Source organism: Limnohabitans sp. Rim47, from assembly GCF_001517545.1.
Taxonomy (GTDB): Bacteria; Pseudomonadota; Gammaproteobacteria; order Burkholderiales; family Burkholderiaceae_C; genus Limnohabitans_A.
The window spans coordinates 122,971-137,313 of record NZ_FBYA01000004.1; the positions used below are offsets into that span (position 1 = coordinate 122,971).

At 60.3% G+C, this 14,343-nt stretch carries 15 protein-coding genes and 1 riboswitch; of the genes, 1 reads left to right on the top strand and 14 read right to left on the bottom strand.

Going from position 1 to position 14,343, the window contains the following annotated elements; translation table 11 throughout:
* Nucleotides 1–20: 20 nt before the first annotated feature.
* Both thiS and BN3544_RS10950 read right to left on the bottom strand, forming a co-directional pair.
* Nucleotides 21–233, bottom strand: a complete 213-nt coding sequence (thiS, locus tag BN3544_RS10945; RefSeq protein ID WP_019429431.1) for a sulfur carrier protein ThiS — start codon at nucleotides 231–233, stop codon at nucleotides 21–23.
* Nucleotides 226–1,311, bottom strand: a complete 1,086-nt coding sequence (locus BN3544_RS10950) for an FAD-dependent oxidoreductase (protein ID WP_019429432.1) — start codon at nucleotides 1,309–1,311, stop codon at nucleotides 226–228. The genes thiS and BN3544_RS10950 overlap by 8 nt, the downstream gene beginning before the upstream one ends.
* A 29-nt stretch (nucleotides 1,312–1,340) precedes the next feature.
* Between BN3544_RS10950 and thiD the strand changes: the two genes are divergently transcribed.
* Nucleotides 1,341–2,204 (top strand): bifunctional hydroxymethylpyrimidine kinase/phosphomethylpyrimidine kinase, encoded by an 864-nt coding sequence (gene thiD, locus BN3544_RS10955; RefSeq protein WP_019429433.1) that lies wholly within the window; start codon nucleotides 1,341–1,343, stop codon nucleotides 2,202–2,204.
* On the opposite strand, the gene BN3544_RS10960 is transcribed toward thiD, so the two are convergent.
* The 12 genes from BN3544_RS10960 to BN3544_RS11020 form a co-directional block, all read right to left on the bottom strand.
* Nucleotides 2,165–2,947: a 3-oxoacyl-ACP reductase gene (locus BN3544_RS10960; protein ID WP_019429434.1), complete on the bottom strand. Its 783-nt coding sequence runs from the start codon at nucleotides 2,945–2,947 to the stop codon at nucleotides 2,165–2,167. The genes thiD and BN3544_RS10960 overlap by 40 nt on opposite strands.
* A complete protein-coding gene (locus BN3544_RS10965) occupies nucleotides 2,944–4,014 on the bottom strand; it encodes an ABC transporter substrate-binding protein (RefSeq protein ID WP_019429435.1) in 1,071 nt (356 codons plus the stop codon). The genes BN3544_RS10960 and BN3544_RS10965 overlap by 4 nt, the downstream gene beginning before the upstream one ends.
* A complete protein-coding gene (locus BN3544_RS10970) occupies nucleotides 4,014–4,781 on the bottom strand; it encodes an ABC transporter permease (protein ID WP_019429436.1) in 768 nt (255 codons plus the stop codon). Before BN3544_RS10970 ends, BN3544_RS10965 begins: the two co-directional genes overlap by 1 nt.
* Entirely contained in the window at nucleotides 4,778–5,533 is a 756-nt protein-coding gene (locus BN3544_RS10975) for an ABC transporter ATP-binding protein (RefSeq protein ID WP_019429437.1), read from the bottom strand. The genes BN3544_RS10970 and BN3544_RS10975 overlap by 4 nt, the downstream gene beginning before the upstream one ends.
* A gap of 10 nt (nucleotides 5,534–5,543) precedes the next feature.
* Nucleotides 5,544–7,007, bottom strand: a complete 1,464-nt coding sequence (locus tag BN3544_RS10980) for an acyl-CoA reductase (protein ID WP_019429438.1) — start codon at nucleotides 7,005–7,007, stop codon at nucleotides 5,544–5,546.
* Nucleotides 7,004–8,077, bottom strand: coding sequence for a LuxE/PaaK family acyltransferase (locus tag BN3544_RS10985; protein ID WP_019429439.1), 1,074 nt, complete (start codon nucleotides 8,075–8,077; stop codon nucleotides 7,004–7,006). The genes BN3544_RS10980 and BN3544_RS10985 overlap by 4 nt, the downstream gene beginning before the upstream one ends.
* A gap of 34 nt (nucleotides 8,078–8,111) precedes the next feature.
* A complete protein-coding gene (locus tag BN3544_RS10990; protein WP_019429440.1) occupies nucleotides 8,112–9,371 on the bottom strand; it encodes a purine-cytosine permease family protein in 1,260 nt (419 codons plus the stop codon).
* A 60-nt stretch (nucleotides 9,372–9,431) separates the two neighbouring features.
* Nucleotides 9,432–9,534, bottom strand: a riboswitch (TPP riboswitch).
* 27 nt (nucleotides 9,535–9,561) lie between these two features.
* Nucleotides 9,562–10,599 carry an NAD(P)/FAD-dependent oxidoreductase gene (locus BN3544_RS10995; RefSeq protein WP_019429441.1) on the bottom strand — a complete coding sequence of 346 codons (1,038 nt, stop codon included), beginning with the start codon at nucleotides 10,597–10,599 and terminating at the stop codon, nucleotides 9,562–9,564.
* A gap of 56 nt (nucleotides 10,600–10,655) precedes the next feature.
* On the bottom strand, nucleotides 10,656–10,985 hold the full coding sequence (gene fdxA, locus BN3544_RS11000; protein WP_019429442.1) for a ferredoxin FdxA: 330 nt from the start codon (nucleotides 10,983–10,985) through the stop codon (nucleotides 10,656–10,658).
* A 63-nt stretch (nucleotides 10,986–11,048) separates the two neighbouring features.
* Complete coding sequence (locus BN3544_RS11005) at nucleotides 11,049–12,371, bottom strand: sulfate adenylyltransferase subunit 1 (protein WP_019429443.1); 1,323 nt, start codon at nucleotides 12,369–12,371, stop codon at nucleotides 11,049–11,051.
* A gap of 20 nt (nucleotides 12,372–12,391) precedes the next feature.
* A complete protein-coding gene (gene cysD / locus BN3544_RS11010) occupies nucleotides 12,392–13,321 on the bottom strand; it encodes a sulfate adenylyltransferase subunit CysD (RefSeq protein ID WP_019429444.1) in 930 nt (309 codons plus the stop codon).
* 229 nt (nucleotides 13,322–13,550) lie between these two features.
* On the bottom strand, nucleotides 13,551–14,336 hold the full coding sequence (locus BN3544_RS11020; RefSeq protein WP_019429446.1) for a phosphoadenylyl-sulfate reductase: 786 nt from the start codon (nucleotides 14,334–14,336) through the stop codon (nucleotides 13,551–13,553).
* Nucleotides 14,337–14,343 lie beyond the last annotated feature (7 nt).

Consider the following 14,343-nt stretch of genomic DNA (forward strand, 5'->3'; position numbering starts at 1 on the left):
AGGGTGTGGACATGGGGTGCTTAGCCGCCGGTGATGGGCGAAATCAGCTCGATTCGGTCATGGTGGGCCAGGACATGCGCGGCGTATTGGCCGCGGGGCACAAATTGTAAATTTACAGCAGCCGCAAAAGGGGGCTGAACACCGGCAAGCGCCACGGCATCGGCCAGGGTTGCGCCCTGCGGCAGGGTGTAGGGGGCTTGGTTGATCAGCACTTGAATGGGGGTGTCAGACATGTTCAAACTTGAGTTGGAATTGTGTGGCCAAGTTGGTGGTGTGGTGTTGAACCCATTCGATCACCACGTCGAGCATGGCCGGTGAGATCAAAAAACCATGGCGGTACAGGCCGTTGATTTGCACGGTGCGGTCGCCCAAACAGCGAATGGCGGGCAAATTGTCGATCAGTGTAGGACGCGCCTGTGTGCTGACCTCCAGGATTCGCGCTTCGGCAAAGCCGCTGTGTACGGTGTAAGCGGCGCTGAGCAATTCCAGCGTCGAGCGCACGCTGGCGGGCGACAGGTCTTCGGTTTCTATCTCGGTCGCGCCAATCACGAACACATGCGCTTCTTTGGGAGCAATGTAGATCGGGTAACGCGGGTGAATCAAGCGGGTCGGACGTTGCAGCGTGACGGCGGGGGCGTGCAAGCGAATGACTTCGCCGCGCACGCCGCGCAGTTGTGGCCACTTGGTGCGAGCGCCCAAGCCTCGGCAGTCAAACAACCAGTCGGGCTGGCCTGATTGACCCGGCTGAAAGTCTTCGGGCTGGCGTGGGCTGTTCCAGTGCAGGGCGACGTTTTGCTGCTCCAAGCTTTTGAGCAAAGCGGCCAGCAGTTGGCGGTTGTCGAGCTGGCCTTCGCCCGGCAAGTACAGGGCTTGTGCAAAGCGGTTTTCCAATGCCGGCTCGTGTTGTCGCAACCCTTCGGGGTTCAAGGTTTGAGCTGCAGCCAGGGTGGGCAGTTGCTGGCTTGTGCGGTGCATCAATTGTTCAAAGCGTTTGGCCTCGGCTGCATCTTGACGGTGCCACAGCACCAGCGTGCCGTTTTGTTGAAAAAACACGGGTTCTGACAAGGGGGCGATCAACTCGGGCCAGCGCTTGAGAGCATGTTGCCCCATCTGCACCACGGGCAGTTCGGTGATGGCCGATTCGGCCAACGGTGCCAACATGGCCGCTGCCACACGGGCTGCCGCACCTTGCGCATCGGGGCCTTGGGCTTCGAACACCGTAACGTGGTGGCCAAGTTGCGCCAATCTGTGAGCCAGCAAGCGGCCCATCAGGCCCGCACCCAGCACCACGCTTGAAATCTGTGTGCTCATTGAACGAGGTCCTTTGCAATTTGCGGATAATGCCGCCCATGAACCATTCTTACCGCTATGCACGCGTGCTCACCATTGCTGGCTCTGACAGCGGCGGTGGTGCCGGCATTCAGGCCGACCTGAAAACTTTTGCGGCCTTGGGCTGCTATGGCACCAGCGCCATCACGGCCTTGACGGCCCAAAACACGGTGGGCGTGCAAGGCATTCATGCCGTGCCAGCCGAGTTTTTGAAAGCGCAAATCCAGTCCGTTTTGGACGACATCGGTGTCGATGCGGTCAAGATCGGCATGTTGCATGCACCCGGCATTGTCGAAGTGGTGGCCTGGGCCATCGACCATTACAAATTGACCAACGTGGTGCTGGACCCCGTGATGGTGGCCACCAGCGGTGACCGTTTGATTGCCAGCGAAACCGTGCAAGTGTTGGTGCATGAGTTGTTTCCCCGCGTGAGCGTGATCACCCCGAATTTGGACGAGGCTGCGCTGCTTTTGGGGCGTGATATTCCCAACGCCGAGGCCTTGGACATCGCTGCGCAAGATTTGTTGGGCATGGGCGCTCGCGCTGTGTTGCTCAAGGGCGGGCACTTGGCGGGCGATGAGGTGGTGGATTTGCTGGCCGATGCCAGCGGCCCTTTGCAGCGCTTGGCGTCCCGGCGCATTGCCAGTCGCAATGTGCACGGCACGGGTTGCACCTTGTCGTCGGCCATCGCGGCGCATTTGGCCTTGGGCCATGGCTTGAGCGAGGCGGTGAGCCTGGCACGTGCCTTTATTTTGGCGGCCATTGCGCAAGGCGCAGACGTGACTACGGGCCAGGGTCACGGCCCGTTGAATCATGGGTTTGCGCCCGTGCCGCTTCATCGCATCACCAAACCGCCGTCGACCGTCAACACCTGACCCGTGACAAAGCGGCTCCAGTCTGAAGCCAAAAAAAGCACCGGCCCTGCCACATCGTCGGGGGTGGCCAAACGGCCCAGCGGGGTCTGTGCGATCAGCACCTCTTTGACGGACTCTTTGGTGGCGCGGCTGGAGTCGGTTGGGCTGACCAGACCGGGGGCCACGCAATTGACACGTATGCCCAAAGGCCCCAATTCGGCGGCCAAGTTGCGGCTGAAACCCACCAACGCCGCTTTGGCCGTGGTGTAGTCGTGGTACGCGATGCTGGGGCGGTCCACCAAGTCGCTGGTGAGGTTGATGATGCTGCCTTGCCCGCGCTGCTTGAAATGTGGCAACACCGCTTGGCAGGTGTTGTAGGCCGCATGCACTGCACCATCGAATTGCGTTTGATAAGCCTGCCAGGGCATATCCCCAAAGCGTGTGCGGTGGTCGGGGTCGAAGGTGTAGGGGCTGAAGGCGTTGTTCACCACCGCATCGATGCGACCGGTTTCGCGCAAGGCCTGTGCCACCATGGTGTTCACGGCTTCTGCAGAGCGCACGTCTGCTGACAGGGCCCACGCATCGCCGCCGAGTTGTTGACACCGCGACACCACGTCTTGCGCGGCATCGTGGTTGCTGAGGTAGTTGACCAGCACCATGGCGCCTTGACGTGCAAACGCCTGGGCAATGCCAGCGCCAATGCAGCGGCTGGCACCGGTGACCAAGATCACTTGGCCCGCAAAGTGGCCTGGGGTGGTGTTCATTTTTTTGGGGTGGTTTTTGTCGTGGTTTTGGCGCCTGGGGTGGCCTTGGTGAATGGTGGTAATAAATCCTGGCTGACCACATCGCTGATTCGGATGTCGCGTTGAATCACGCCAAAGGCTTTGTAGGCGTTGGCCCCCTTTTGCAGGCCAGCCATGTCGAAGGCACCCAAGCCACGCTGCTCGGTGATGGCCGACACGCTGGATTCGTTGCGCAGTCGAATGATGTCCAGGTTCATGCTGGTGTTTTGGCCGTCGATGGCGTATTTCACGGCCAGCTTGGCCGCTTCTTCGGGCGACTGCATCATCCATTTGGCGCTGTCTTGGTAGGCGTGCAGAAAACGTTTGAGCACGTCTTTTTTCTGTTGGTAGGTGTCTTCACGCACCACAAAAAAGTCACTGGAAATATTGAGGTGGTTTTTGATTTCCATCACATTCACACCGCCCAGGCCTTTTTGGCGGCCCACCAAAAGGCCGGTGTCGGTGGCGGCTGTTGCGTCTACTTGGCCTTGCATCAGCGGGGCGAAGTTGAGCAAGCCGGTCACGACCACAGTCACGTCGGCTTCAGTCAGGCCCGCTTGGTTTAAAAGCACTTGCAGGTTTTGACGGGTGCCGCTGGACAAGCTGTAAACGCCAATGCGTTTGCCCTTGAGGTCGGCAGGTTTGAGGATGTTTTGTGATTTGAGCGACACCACGTTAAACACGTTTTGCGGATAGATGTCGTAGATGGCGCGCAGCTTGGCACCTTTGTCCAAGGCGGTGAAAAACGAGCCGGGGTCGGTGAAGGCGACATCGGCTTGGCCACTGAGAATGTTGCGCAGCGCATCGCCACCCCCTGCACCCGGCACGTAGCCGAGCTCAATGCCTCGGGCTTTGAAAAACCCCTTGTCTTCTTCGACCAGCAAGTTGGTGATTTCGGTGATGGGCTTGCTCCAGCCGGCCACGACCACTTTGTCAAGCTGAAGTGCAGTTTGTGCCCAGCTCACGGCCGGTGCCGCGAGCGCCATGGCGCAGCTGATGGCGAGGTGAGAGATTTTGCGCGTCCAAGGGTTTGAGGTGAGGCGAGTCATTAAGGCGTCCTGGTTGAAAAATCGGAAGAAGGGTTGAGCAAATAGCGCTCTAAGCCTTCGCAAGCTTTGTAAAACGCGAGCCCGCACACGGTGATCACCGTGAGCACAGCAAACATCAGTGGGGTGTCCATAGAACCCTGTGCTGCAATGATCAATGCTCCCAAGCCCCGGCTGGCGCCAATGAACTCGCCTACCACCGCGCCCACCCAGGCCAGCACCACCGCCACGCGCACACCCGCCATGATGTTGGGCAAACCGGCCGGCAGCTTCAAGCGCCACAAGGTTTGCCAAGGGCTGGCGCGCAGCATGCGAAACAATTCCAGCTTGTTCGGATCGACCTGTTGCACGCAGGTCGCGGTGTTTTCGAGCAAAGGGAAAAAGCAGATCAAGGCGGTCATCACCACCGTGGGCAAGGTGCCAAAACCAAACCACACAATGAACAGTGGGGCCAGTGCCAGCTTGGGCACCACTTGGCTGATCACCACATAAGGCATGAGCACGCCACGCAGCCTTGCTGATTCGCCCAGCGCCACGCCACCGGCAAAGCCCATGCTGGCCCCGAGCAGCAAGCCCAGTACCACCTCGGTCAGCGTGTGTGCGATGTGCGGCCACAGGTAGCCGCTGCTGAGCCCTTGCCAAAGCGACTGCGCCACCACCGACGGTGCAGGCAGCACCAAAGGCGAGGTGTGGCCCACACGCACGGCCACTTCCCAGGTGGCCAAGCAGGCCAAGCCCAAAAGTGTGGCAAAGAGGGCATCGCGTTTCATGACAGCGTGGTGTCCATGGCGTGTCGCAGCTGTTCGCACAGTGCGTTGAAAGCGGGGGTGTAGCGCATGGCCGTTTGGCGTGGACGCGGCAAATCGATGTGCAAGTGCGCATGGATGCGCCCTGCATGCATGAGGCTGACTTGGTCGGCCAGATACACGGCCTCGGCCATGTCGTGTGTGACAAACAACACGGCGGTGCCGTGCTGATGGCACAGCGCCAAAAAGTCGCGCTGCAGTTCATCGCGGGTGATGGCGTCGAGCGCGGCAAACGGCTCGTCCATGAACAACACGGCCGGGCGAGTGATCAAAGCCCTGGCAATCGCCACGCGGCTTTGCTGTCCGCCCGAAAGTTGCTGGGGTTTGTTGTCCCGCAGGGCGGCCAGGCCCATTTGCGCCAGCAGTTGTTCGCCATAAGCCCGCTGATCGGCGGTGACAAGGCCGTGCAAGCTGTGCGGCAAAAGCACGTTGTCCAAGACATTGAGCCAATTGAGCAGGTTGGGAGACTGGAACACAAAGCCCATCTCCGAGGTGGGTTGCTGCACCGTGCAGCCCTTGAGCTGAACCTGCCCTTGCTGGGGCGTGAGCAAGCCAGCCGCGAGTTTGAGCACCGTGGTTTTGCCGCAGCCGCTGCGACCAATCAGGCAATGGATTTCGCCAGGTGCGAGTTGCAGGCCAACGTCACGCACCACCTCGCCCCGATCAGGGTAGGCAAAGTGCAGTGCGTCGAGTTGCAAAAAGGGCATGGCCAACATGTTCAATGCCTCAAACCTCGTAGGGTGTGAAGCGCTCGGCCGCCAGTTCGGAGGAGGCTTCTATGTCCACCATGCGCACCAGATCGAGCAGGCTGAAGCGGCCATCGTGGTGCCAGCCCGCTTGCGGCGCAGTCATGGCGCCTAAAGCACACAGGCGTGTCACCCCGGCTTGGCCCAAGCATTCGCCCAAATGCAGCAGTTCTTCAGGCGCTACAGCCAGACCCACGGTTTGCAGAAAATCGCGCTGTGCTGCGATCAAGGGCATGACATCGTCCAGGGTGTCCACCGCCACCACCAGGACATGGCGGTTCAGTGGGCCCGCCGTGAGCGGCAATGGGCGGTTGCTGAACACCACTCTGCTGGCGTGTTGACCTGCGCCGCTGCCCAATACGGTGTGGGTGGCGTCGTTCATTGCGGTGAGTTCATGTGCCTCACACCAAGCGCCGGCTTGGGCGGCTTCTTCAAGCGAAAGCATGCGGCGTGGCAGCTTGTGCTGCAAGCCGGACAGTTCGTGTGCCAGGTGCTGTGCAAAGTCTTTGGGAGTAACGGGTGCGCCGCGTTGGACGTAAAACACATGGGGTGAATAGCAGCCTTGTTGGTCGTAGCGCACCACATCCAGCGCAGCCTGACGTGCCACGCCAGGCCCTTTGAGCACCGACAGTGCTGCGGCCGACACCATGCCAAAGCTCAGTTTGTGGCCATGTGGCAAAAAGCGTGCAGTGACCGGCACTTGGGCCTGCATGGCCTGCAAGGCCGCGTTGCCACCGTAGGCCAGCACCACGTCGGCCAATGCGAAGGCGGTGTGCTCGTGCGAAGCCCCGCTGGGCCACCACACCACGGCAAAGCAATCGGCCCAACGCGGTTCGACCTCTGCCAGCAAGCGAGCGAACAGGGTGGCAAACACCGGCTCGGCACTGGAGACCTTGCCAATGGCGCCTGCCTTGACCAAGAGGCCCGAGACAAAACTCCACATCGGCAGGGCGGGCACATTGCCTGCCCACACATGCACCAAAAGCTCTGGCCCAAAGGCCCGAGCCCAACCGCCGGCTGTGCGGGGTTGAAACTCGTCCAGCACCTTGGGGTTGGCGAAGTCTTCGGCCACAAAACGTTGCAACTGCAAACCCCGGAAAGTTTGCAGATAAGCGTTCAAGTTCAAGCGCAGCATCTCGGCGTCAAAGCCAGTGGCCTGGGGCAGCAGGCGATCGAGCTGTTGTCGGTAGGGGTCTTGGCTGTCAAGCAGACGTGCGGTGGCTTTGTCCAGCACGCGCACGATGTCCGAGACGGTCATGGTTTTCAAATGCAGGCGGCTGGCTTGCTGCACACGCTGCGCCAGTGCGGTGATTTGTCCGGGGCTAAGTTGCGGCAACCAGGCCCACAAGGGGGCCTGGGGGGTGCCCAGGCTGAGGCGATGCCATGTGACATCGGCCTCGTCGAGTCCCGGTAAATAACCTGCTTTGAACACCGGGGCGTTCATGCTGTTGCCGCTCTTAAAAATTGGTCAACCGCCATCGAGCAGCCTTTGGCTTGTGCGCCTTGGGCACGGCCCAGCAAGACAAACCCATCGACGCTGGCTTGCCCCACGTCTTCTGTCAGGATGGTGACCACTGAATTGAAGTTGGCCAAATCGGTGTGGGCCAAGATGCCGCGTTCGCCAGAGGGGACATCTTGCCCCGTCAGCGGGTCGACCAAGCGCGAACGAATCCAGTGCGAGCCACGTTTAACAGCGGGCAAGCTGTGGTTGCCCGCGTCGTAAAACTGGGTGCTCAATTCGGTCATGCCGTACATGTTGATGCACTGCTCACGGCGCACGCCAAAGGTGGTGCTGAGTTGGTCGTAAAAAGACGCCATGGGCACTTCGCGCGATTGGCCTTTGAAGCCACCGGTGTCGAGCAAGCGGCTGTCTTGGGGCAAGCCAAATGTTGTGCCTCGCTCTTGCAAAGCGTCCATCAAATGCACAAAGCTGTAGCTGGCGCCCAGCAGTGCAAAGGGTTGACCCGAGTCGTGAGCCTGTTGCAGTGCCTCGCACAAGGCATCGGTGCGCAGGCCGTTGGCGTCCAGGTAATACGCGCTGTCGGGCGTGCCAAAGTGCTTGATCGCCAGCGCCAGGTAGTGTGCCAGCGAGGAGTTGGGCATCAGGTCTTCGGTCGGAAACAAGATGCCCATGCGCAGCTTGGCATCGCCTTGCATGAAGTGCCGTGAAAAGTTGTGCAGCATGGAGGCGTCGTACACCGCCACAGTGGGGTGAAAGTGGCGGCCCTTCACATCGCCACGCGTGGTGCCGCTGGTCATGAAGGTGCGTGCACAGGTGTCGGGCGGCACACAGCTCAGCGTCAAATCTTTGAATGCGTTGATGGGCACAGCCGGAATGTCTTGCCAGCGTTTGACCACCCGCGGGGTTTTGCCACGCCCTTGGCAAAACTTCTGGAACGGGCGGTTGTGTTCAAACTGGTGGGCAAACAATTTCAATGCGAGCGCATTGAAGTCGTCGTCGCTCACCGTTGGCTGTGCAATGAATGCCAGCAATTCTGAGATCAGGGCGTTCATATCAGAGCCTTGTGGGCATGGCGTTGAATGAAAGTCACTGTGCTTGGCCGCGTGTCAAGCGAGCGAGGAGGAAGGTGAGCAAGAGGGTGGGCAAGGCAGAGCCGTATTGCGGTGCCCAAGCGGCTGCGGCGTGAAACACCCCAATGCCCAGCAGCCACAGCGCAGCAGCCACGATGTTGACTTTGGGCGTGAGTGCAGTGTTTGGAGAGGCTGTGATGCTTGACCCGCGGCCTAAAATCACGCCATAAAGCGGTACAAATACCGAGCTGAGCATCAGCAAAAAAGGCTCTAGGCTGTGCATCGGCAAAATCAGGGCCAGTGTCGTGCACAGCAGGGCGAGGGACAGACCCCAGCGTCGAATGGACCAGGCAGGCTTGAGGCTGTTGGCCGATACTGCACCCGAATACACATCGCCGTAGGCGTTGTCGAGCTCATCAAGCAATATCAATCCCAGTGCCAGTAAGCCGCCTTGTGCGAACAACATGGCCGTTACCAAATCCGCGCCGGGTTCTGAAACGCTCGCAACCAAAAAGCCCAAGGCGTAACACCAGGCATTGGCCAATGCGTAGCCTGTCCATGTGCCAGCCAAAGTGCTGCGGCCGCTTCGGCCGTGGCGCGCAAAATCGGCCACCAGCGGTAACCAGGACACGGGCATGGCCATGACCAAGTCGATGGCCGATAGCAAGCTCATGGTTCCGTTGCCGGGGCGGGCCATAAAAGCAGCCATGCCCTGCGCACTGACCACCCCAAAAAAGTGCCAACTGAGCCAGAGCAGCGAACCGATGACCAAGGGCAAACCGATTCGACTGACGAATTTTCTGACCAAGGTCAGCATCGATCCGGTCATGAGCAGAACCAGAATGCTGCCCCACAGCAAGGTGGGCCAAACGGTGTTGATTTTCAGGTCCAGGGCGCGCTCGCCAATGGCGGTACTACCGTCGCGCATGACCACCAGCTCAAAGGTGGTCCAGCCGACCAATTGCAGGATGTTGAGCAGCACGGGCAGACGGGCAAACGAGCTGCCGTAAACGCGGTGCATCAGGCCCGCGCTGGACAACCCGGTGTCGCAGCCCAGTTTGGCCGTTGATGCCAACAGACCCGAGCCCACGATGGAGCCGATCAGGATGGCAATGAGCGCATCGCGCGTGCCCATGGCGGGCACCAAGTAGGCGCCAACCTGCATGACCAGCAGGCCAACTCCGAGGCTGAACCACAGTGAGGCGTGCGTAAAACCTGTGAAAAGACGTTCGTCTTCGCCCACAGGTGCGAGAGGTGCGTTGTTTGTGTATGCCATTGCTTTTATCAAGTAAATGGCAGTTCGGCGAGGCCTGTGCAACCGCCATCAATGGGGTTGCCCTGTGTAGGCCAGCTTCCCTGCGCGAGGATTACCTCAATCAGGTTCAAAGGGACTTTCTCAGTCGAAGACCTCACGGCCCCCAACACCCCTAGCGAATGCGCCGCAGTTTTGCGGCGCGGTGTGAATTCTATGCGATGCCCAGCCGCTGGTGCAGTACGGTGGATGTTGTCGTGTATTGCAGCAGTGTCTTTTCGGCAGGCCGAAGCAGAGCGACGGCACCAAATGCGGCCAGCGTGGCTTCGTGAAAGCCGCAGAGGATGAGCTTCTTTTTGCCGGGGTAGGTGTTGATGTCACCGACCGCAAAAATGCCCGTTTCGGACGTGCCAAAGTTCTCGGTGTTGACCACCAGTTGCTTGCGCTCCATGGCCAGGCCCCATTGCGCCACTGGCCCCAACTTGGGCGACAGGCCCAAACAGGTTTGCAGCACATCGAGGCTGAGCCACTCGGTGTCGCCTTGTGGGTTGAGCAGCTCGAGGGCTTGGAGGCGACCACTTTCGTTGCGCAAGCCCGTGGGCTGGCCGGCCACAAAGCGCATGCGGCCTTGGGCACAGGCTTGGCGCATCTGCGCAATCAGATCGGGGGCGGCGCTGAATTGGTCGCGCCGGTGCAACAGCGTGACGCTGGCTGCCGCGTGTGGGCCTTCGCAGGCGCTCAAGCAGGTTTGCAAAGCCGCATCACCTTCACCGGCCACCACCAGATGCTGGCCGGCCCAGCGCTCGGGGGCGGGGTGTTCGGCAAAGACTTGGGTGCCTTCAAAGGCGCTCAGGCCATCGAGCAGCATGCGGCGCGGCACAAATGCACCGACGCCTGCGGCGATGAACAAGGTGTTGGTGTGGAATGTGCAGCCCGAGCCGGTGCTGACTTTCAGGCGCTGATCGGGCAGGCGTTCGATGCTGTCAACTTGTTGGCCCAAGTGCAGCGTGGGTTTGAAGGGCGCAATTTGCTGTTGCAAGCGTTCGACCAACTCGCGGCCGGTACAAAAGGGGATGCCCGGTATGTCGTAAATGGGTTTGCCCGCATACAGCTCAGCGCATTGGCCACCCACATGAGGCAGGGCGTCCACCACATGGCAGTGGATGCCTTGCAGGCCGAGCTGGAAGACCTGAAACAGGCCCACGGGGCCTGCGCCAATGACCAACGCTTCGGTGTCGATGGGGGCGGTCATGGGGCAAGGTTCACAAAAAAGCCAGACAAAAGACCAAGTGGCTTGGCCTTTGGGGATTAGCGAATCAGTTGTGAGAGTTTGCCGGTCTTGTCTTTCCAAGCATCGGCTTCGGCCATGGGGGCCTTGCGCTTGGTGATGCTTTTCCAGCCGGGCAACAAAGCCAATTCGGCGTTCAACTTGGTCATGTGCTGCTGGTCGGCGGGCAGGTCTTCTTCGGCATAAATGGCGTTGACCGGGCACTCGGGGATGCACACGGCGCAGTCGATGCACTCATCGGGATCGATGGTCAAAAAGTTAGGGCCTTCGCGGAAGCAGTCCACAGGGCAAACGTCCACACAGTCGGTGTATTTGCACTGGATACAGGATTCGGAAACAACGTGGGTCATGATGGACTCGAAAAATGAGACCGCGCCTTCGGGCGGGCGCGAAAACGTGGATTTTAATGGAGATCAGTTCACCAACACCGCGCCTGAGGTCTTGTGGCTGGCGGTGTCGACCAGCACCAAGGCACCGAGGATGCGCGACTGGGCAAAGGGCAGGGTGACCAAAGGTTCTTGCAAAGCCAAGGTGACGTGGCCGATGGCGTTGGGGGCCAACTCGGTGGCTTCTTCTTCGGCCAGGGTGTTCACGTTCAGGCGGTGCACCACGCGCTGCACCTTGACCTTGACCCAGCGGTGGCCGTGCAGCGCCCAATACAGGCGACCTGCGACCAAGGGTTCATCGTCCATCCAGGCGATGGTGGTGCTCAAGGTGCGTTGGCTTTCGGGCGAGCCCAAAGATGCCGATTTTTCGGCCAAGAGCCAGTCGCCACGCGAGACATCCACCTCACGGTCGAGCACGATGCCTGCGCTGTGGCCTGCGGCCTTGTTTTGCGGCTGGCGTGTGGCTGACAGCACTTGAGAGACCACAGCGGTTTGCCCGCTGGGAAAGACCTTGACGGTCTGGCCCGGCTCGATGCTGCCGGTGGCCACGCGGCCCCAAAACACGCGGCGGCCCTGGGTGGTCACGCCAGAGTCGTGGAATTTTTCGACCCATTGCACCGGAAAGCTGAAGGCCACTTCGGTCTCGGCGGGGGTGGCAGGCAGGTCTTCGAGAATGCTCAGGAGGCTGGGGCCGGTGTAGCCGCACCAGCTGCTTTGGCCATGGTTCTCTTTGTCCACCACGTTCCAGCCTTTGAGGGCCGACACGGGCACCATGGCGGTGACTTGGATGTTCGCCTCTTTGGCAAATTTTTCGAGTGCGCCAGCGATGTTCTTGTAGGCCACAGCGGCATCGGCCACGGCGTCGAGCTTGTTGATGGCGAACACGATGGAGGGCACGCGCAGCAGATTGACCAGCAGCGAGTGGCGGCGGGTTTGGGGCAGCAGTTGCAGATCGGGGTTGGCCCAGTCGAGTTTGATGGCGTCGACCAAGACCACAGCGGCGTCAGCGCTGGATGCGGCGGTGACCATGTTGCGGGTGTACTGCTCGTGGCCGGGCGCGTCGCCAATGATGAATTTGCGTGCTTCGGTGTTGAAGTAGCGGTAAGCCACGTCGATCGTGATGCCTTGCTCACGCTCGGCGCTCAAGCCATCGGTCAGCAGGGCCAGATCGGTCTCGCCCGAGCGCTGCACGCCAGCCAAGTGGTCTTGCAACACCGCCTTGGTGTCCACCAGCAGGCGGCCAATGAGGGTGCTCTTGCCGTCGTCGACCGAGCCGCAGGTGATGAATCGCAACGCGGTTTGTGTGTTGCTTTCAGAGGACTTGGCTGAGAAATGTTTGTCGTTGCTCATGAATGTGTGCTCCCGCGTGATCAGAAATAGCCGTCTTTTTTGCGCTTCTCCATCGAAGCCTCGGACGTCTTGTCGTCCATGCGCGTGGCGCCGCGCTCACTCACATCAGCGGCCAATGTCTCGATCACGATTTGCTCGGGCGTGGCGGCGTCGCTTTCGACCGGGCAGGTGCAAGTGATGTCGCCCACGGTGCGAAAACGCACATCGCGGACTTCGACCTTTTCGCCGTCTTTGGGCGGGGTCAGATCGGTCACAGGCACCAACAGGCCACGGCGGTCCACCACTTCGCGCTTGTGCGTGTAGTAAATCGAGGGCAGTGCGATTTTTTCGCGGGCAATGTATTGCCACACGTCCAACTCGGTCCAGTTGCTGATCGGGAAAACGCGAAAGTGCTCGCCCGGCTGCAACTTGTGGTTGAACAGCGTCCACAGTTCGGGGCGTTGGGCTTTGGGTTGCCACTGGCCAAAGCTGTCGCGGTGGCTGAAGATGCGTTCCTTGGCGCGGGCCTTTTCTTCGTCGCGGCGGGCGCCACCGATCAGCGCGTCAAAGCGGAACTCTTCAATCGCCTCCAGCAAGGTCACCGATTGGTGCACATTGCGGCTCTCGCCCGGATGGGCCAGGCGCACGGTGCCGCGTTTCATCGAGTCTTCAACGTTACGCACGATGAGCTCGGCACCCAACTCTTTGGCTCGCGAGTCGCGAAAGTCGGTCACTTCCTTGAAGTTGTGGCCGGTGTCGATCATCAGCAGCGGATAGGGGATGCGCCCCGCGCCAAAGGCCTTTTCGGCGCACCGGAGCATGACCAGCGAATCTTTGCCACCCGAAAACAGCAAGGTGGGGCGCTCGAAAGCGGCGGCGACTTCGCGCAAGATGAAGATGGTTTCTTCTTCCAACGCGTCCAGATGGCTGTTGCTCAGGGTGTGCAACTCGGTTTGTGTGATGGCGTTCATGTTCGTTTGTGATTTTCTCAAGTCATCCCTGCGTTCTAAATTTGTCATCCCTGCGAAGGCGGGGATCCAGAAATCGGACCCATGGATCCCCGCCTTCGCGGGGATGACAATTCAGTGGCGGGATGGCTGTTCAGTGGCGGGATGGCTGTTCGGTGCGGGGTTGGTGGTTCAGTGGAAGGTGGTTTTTCGGTCTGCATTCCGGAGCTAAAGCCGTCGACCTGCAAGGCGTTCATTTCTTGACGTGCAAGCCGCACTCTTTGGCGGTTTCGTCTTCCCACCACCAGCGACCAGCGCGGAACTCTTCGCCCAGGCTGATGGCCCGTGTGCAGGGGGCGCAGCCGATGCTTGGGAAGAACCGATCGTGCAGTGGGTTGTAGTCCACTTGGTTTTCGGCGATGTAGTGCCACACATCGCCCCAAGTCCATTGGGCCAAAGGGTTGAATTTGGTCAAGCCCACGGCGGCGTTTGTGCTGCCGTTCTGAGCGACTTTGGCGACTTCGCTGTCGTCTTGCAGGGGCACTTCGGCACGGGCGGTTGATTGTTCCTGGCGCAAGCCGGTGATCCAGGCGCGTTGGCCTTTCAGGGCGCGGCCCAGCGGCTCCAGCTTGCGCACCGTGCAGCAGGCTTTGCGCAAGTCCATGCTTTGGTAAATCGCGTCTTGGCCTTTGTCACGCACGAACCGGATGACCGATTCTTGTATCGGACGGAAGACATTGATGGGCGCACGCGAATGGGCCTGGGTGCGTTCAAGCAAGGCCAGGGTCTCGGTGTGCAGTGCGCCGGTTTCGAGTACAAAAACCGGAATGTCGAGTTGCAGTTGATTGATGAGGTGGGTGATCACCACGTCTTCGGCACCCAAGCTGGAGGCCTGGGTCACGGGCGTGAACTCGGTGGCCGCGCGTTGCAGCAGGGCCTGGGTTTCGGCCAGCTTGGCGGCGAACTGTGGGCTGGCTTTGGCGTTTTGCTCGGTGGCTTTGGCCGGGGCCTTGCGGGAGGATATGAGGCTTGAAGTCATGGTTTCA